Raw genomic sequence first — 4,168 nt, 5'->3', positions numbered from 1 at the left:
CCCGGGGTCGCCTCGGTGCTGCCGCCGCCGGTGGCCGCGCCCTCGGTGGCACCGCCCTCCGTGCCCACCGCCGGGGGCGTCGGCGGCAGCACCCGATCGGTCTCCAGCGCGACCACGTGCTTCTCCTCGGCGAAGTGGCAGGCCGAGTCGTGGTGGGCAGGACCCTCCACCGCCCCGAACGCCTCCGGGACGGCGAGCAGCGGTTCCTCCACCGCGCACCGCTCCTGCGCCTTCCAGCACCGGGTACGGAAGCGGCAGCCGGAGGGCGGGTTGGCGGGCGAGGGCACGTCCCCGTGCAGGATGATCCGCTCCCGGTGCTCGCGGGCCTCCGGGTCGGGGACCGGGACGGCGGAGAGCAGCGCCTGGGTGTAGGGGTGCGTCGGGTGGTCGTAGATCTCCTCCTCGGTGCCGATCTCGACGATCCTTCCGAGGTACATCACCCCGACCCGGTCCGAGATGTGGCGGACGATCGAGAGGTCGTGGGCGATGAAGACGAAGCTGAGGCTGAACTCGGCCTGGAGCCGGTCCAGCAGGTTGACGACCTGCGCCTGGACGGAGACGTCGAGGGCGGAGACGGGTTCGTCGGCGACGATGATCTCGGGATTGAGCGCGAGACCGCGGGCGATCCCGATGCGCTGGCGCTGGCCGCCGGAGAACTGGTGCGGATAGCGGTTGATGTACTCGGGGTTGAGCCCCACCACGTCCAGCAGGTCCTGCACCCGCTGCCGCCGGCTGCCCTTCGGGGCGACCTCGGGGTGGATCTCGTACGGCTCGCCGATGATGTCGCCGACCGTCATGCGCGGGTTGAGCGAGGTGTAGGGGTCCTGGAAGACCATCTGGATGTTCCGGCGCACCGCCTTCAGCGCCCGGCCGGAGAGCTTGGTGACGTCCTCGCCCTTGTACTGGATCGTTCCGGCGGTGGGGCGTTCGAGGTGGACCAGCATCCGGGCGACGGTGGACTTGCCGCAGCCGGACTCCCCCACGATACCGAGCGTCTCACCGGCCGAGAGGTCGAAGGTGACCCCGTCGACGGCCTTGACCGCGCCGACCTGCTTCTTGATCAGGATGCCCTGGGTGAGCGGGTAGTGCTTGACGAGCTCGCGGACCCGCAGGATCGGTTCTCCTTCGGCCCACGCGGAGAGCCGGCGCGACTCGGAGAGGAGAGTGGAGGCGATCTCGCCCTCTTCGCGCGCCTCCTTGCGGCCCCCGTGGTGGTCAGCGTGCATCGAGCGTCTCCTTCCAGAAGTGGCAGGCGCTCGCGCGGTGTTCGGCCACGTCGTAGAGCGGCGGCTCGTCCGTGCGGCACACGTCCTGGGCCATCGGGCAGCGCGGGTTGAAGGCGCAGCCGGGCGGGATGCGCAGCAGGTTCGGGGGCAGCCCCTTGATCGCGTACAGCTCCTGGCCCTTCTGGTCCAGGCGCGGGATCGACTGGAGGAGGCCCTTGGTGTACGGGTGGGCGGGGGCCTTGTAGATCTCGTGGACGGGGGCGGTCTCGACGATCCGGCCCGCGTACATCACCGCGATCTTGTCGGCGACGTCGGCGACCACGCCGAGGTCGTGGGTGATCAGGATCAGGCCCATCCGGTACTCCTGCTGGAGTTCGGCGAGCAGCTCCATGACCTGGGCCTGGACCGTCACGTCGAGGGCGGTGGTGGGCTCGTCGGCGATGATCAGCGCGGGTTCCAGCGCCATCGCCATGGCGATCATGATGCGCTGGCGCATCCCGCCGGAGAACTGGTGCGGGTAGTTCCCCACCCGCTCCTTGGCCGCCGGGATGCGGACCCGGTCCATCAGCTCGATCGACTTCGCGCGGGCGTCCTTGCGGGACATCCCCCGGTGCACCCGGAACATCTCGCCCAGCTGTTCGCCCACGGTCAGCACGGGGTTCAGCGAGGAGAGCGCGTCCTGGAAGATCATGGCCATCTCCTGGCCCCGGATCTTCCGCCGCTCGTCCTTCTTGAGCTTCAGCAGGTCCTGTCCCTTGAAGAGCACCTCGCCGCCGCTGATCTTCCCGGGCGGCATGTCGAGGATGCCCATGATCGCCTGCGCGGTGACCGACTTGCCCGAGCCGGACTCGCCGAGGACGGCGAGCGTCTCCCCTTCGTCCACCGAGTAGTTGACGCCGTTGACGGCCTTGGCGACGCCGTCCCGGGTGTGGAACTCCACGTGCAGATCGCGCACTTCCAGCAGCATGGCAGCGGGCTCCTCAGCGCAGCTTGGGGTCGAGGGCGTCGCGCACCGCGTCGCCGAGCATGATGAACGACAGCACGGTGACCGCCAGCGCTCCCGCGGGCCAGAGCAGCATGTGCGGGGCGTTGCGGATGTAGCTGGACGCGGCGGAGATGTCGATGCCCCAGGAGACGGCGGGTTCCTTCAGTCCGACGCCGAGGTAGGAGAGGGTCGCCTCCAGGGAGATGTACGTGCCGAGCGCGATGGTCGCCACGACGATGACGGGGGCGATGGCGTTCGGCGCGACGTGGCGCAGCAGCATCCGCGAGTTGGAGGCGCCCAGCGCGCGGGCGGCCTGGACGTAGTCGTTCTGTTTGGCGGTGATCACGGAGCCGCGGGCGATGCGGGCGATCTGCGGCCAGCCGAGCAGGACGATGAAGCCGACGACGGGCCAGACGGTGGAGCTGGTGACGACGGAGAGGAAGACCAGGCCGCCGAGGACCACCGGGATGCCGAAGAAGACGTCGGTGATCCGGGAGAGCACGGCGTCCCAGCCGCCGCCGAAGAACCCGGCGAGTCCACCGAGGATGCTGCCCAGGATGCCGACGCCGAGGGTGGCGCAGATGCCGATGGTGACCGAGGTGCGGGCTCCGTAGACGACGCGGGTGTAGACGTCGCGGCCCTGCGGGTCGAAGCCGAAGGGGTGGCCGGGCTCCCTGCCCTTCTGGGCGTCGGCCAGGTCGGCCTGGAGCGGGTCGCCGCTCGCGATGAGCGAGGGCCAGATCGAGATGATCACCAGGAAGAGGATGATCAGGCCGGAGACGATGAAGACCGGGTTCCGCCGCAGGTCGCGCCAGGCGTCGGACCAGAGGCTGCGGGGTTTCTCGGAGGGGCCCGAGCCGTCGTGGCCGGGCGGTCGCTCCAGGGTCTCGCCCTCCTCCAGGGCGAGGTCCATGGGTCCGCCGGCTCCCGCCGGTGAGATCGCCCCGTCCTGCGAATACGGCTCAGGCATAGCGGATCCTCGGGTCGAGTACGGCGTACAGGAGGTCGACGATCAGGTTGGCCGCCAGGAAGACGAGGACCAGGACGGTGACGAACCCGACGACGGTCTGGGTGTTCTGGCGCAGGATGCCCTGGTAGAGCTGGTATCCGACCCCGTGGATGTTGAAGATCCGCTCGGTGACGATGGCCCCGCCCATCAGCGCGCCCACGTCCGTACCGATGAAGGTGATGACCGGGATCAGCGAGTTGCGCAGCAGGTGCCGCACGATCACCCGGCGCCGGGGCAGCCCCTTCGCGGTGGCGGTGCGTACGTAGTCGGCGCGGGCGTTCTCCGCGATGGAGGAACGGGTGAGCCGGGCGACGTAGGCGAGCGAGACCGAGGCGAGGACGAGTCCGGGGACGATCAGTTCGTCGAGCGGGGCGGCCGAGGAGACCGAGGGGCTGATGATGCCCCACTTCACGCCGAGCAGCAGCTGCAGCAGCAGGCCGGTGACGAAGGTCGGGACGGAGATGACGACCAGGGTCAGGATCAGCACCGTGGTGTCGACGGGCCGGCCCCTCTTCAGGCCGGTCAGGACGCCGAGGCTGATACCGATGACGATCTCGAAGACGATGGCGACGATGGTGAGCCGGATGGTGATGGGGAACGCGGTGGCCATCAGCTCGGTGACCTTCTGCCCGTTGAACGCGGTGCCGAAGTCGCCGGTGAAGACGTTGCCCATGTACGTCAGGTACTGCTGCCAGACCGGCTTGTCGAGACCGAACTCGGCGCGCAGCTGGGCAGCGGTGGCGGGGTCGCACTGGCGGTCGCCGCAGAGACCCGCGATGGGGTCGCCCATCACGTTCACCATGAGGAAGATCAGCAGCGTGGTGCCGAAGAAGACCGGGATCATCTGCAGCAGCCGCCGGATCACATAACGTCCCATGTGGGGCTCCGGGGGGTCGGGGCGGAAGCGTGGCCGGGCACCGGCTGAAGCCGGGCGGCCGGTGCGGGTGG

General features: G+C 69.5%; 4 protein-coding genes. All 4 read right to left on the bottom strand.

All coding sequences use genetic code 11. From position 1 onward, the window contains the following. Positions 1 to 1,226 (bottom strand): ABC transporter ATP-binding protein (locus tag ACWD3D_RS34125; RefSeq protein WP_451464584.1); only part of this gene is annotated, 1,226 nt, incomplete at its 3' end. After that, complete coding sequence (locus ACWD3D_RS34120; RefSeq protein ID WP_387375446.1) at positions 1,216 to 2,193, bottom strand: ABC transporter ATP-binding protein; 978 nt, start codon at positions 2,191 to 2,193, stop codon at positions 1,216 to 1,218. The genes ACWD3D_RS34125 and ACWD3D_RS34120, both read right to left, overlap by 11 nt. 13 nt (positions 2,194 to 2,206) lie before the next feature. Further along, entirely contained in the window at positions 2,207 to 3,181 is a 975-nt protein-coding gene (locus tag ACWD3D_RS34115) for an ABC transporter permease (RefSeq protein WP_451464583.1), read from the bottom strand. Beyond that, positions 3,174 to 4,097, bottom strand: coding sequence for an ABC transporter permease (locus tag ACWD3D_RS34110; protein ID WP_451464582.1), 924 nt, complete (start codon positions 4,095 to 4,097; stop codon positions 3,174 to 3,176). Before ACWD3D_RS34110 ends, ACWD3D_RS34115 begins: the two co-directional genes overlap by 8 nt. Positions 4,098 to 4,168: the final 71 nt, after the last annotated feature.

The organism is Streptomyces sp. NPDC002690 (assembly GCF_053592415.1).
Note: the sequence above shows the minus strand (reverse complement) of the source record. Positions and strands in the feature narration are given on the sequence as shown.

Coding starts and splice junctions, on each gene's coding strand:
- ACWD3D_RS34110 (WP_451464582.1), bottom strand. CDS start 4,097: ATGGGACGTTATGTGATCCGGCGGCTGCTGCAGATGATCCCGGTCTTC.
- ACWD3D_RS34120 (WP_387375446.1), bottom strand. CDS start 2,193: ATGCTGCTGGAAGTGCGCGATCTGCACGTGGAGTTCCACACCCGGGAC.
- ACWD3D_RS34115 (WP_451464583.1), bottom strand. CDS start 3,181: ATGCCTGAGCCGTATTCGCAGGACGGGGCGATCTCACCGGCGGGAGCC.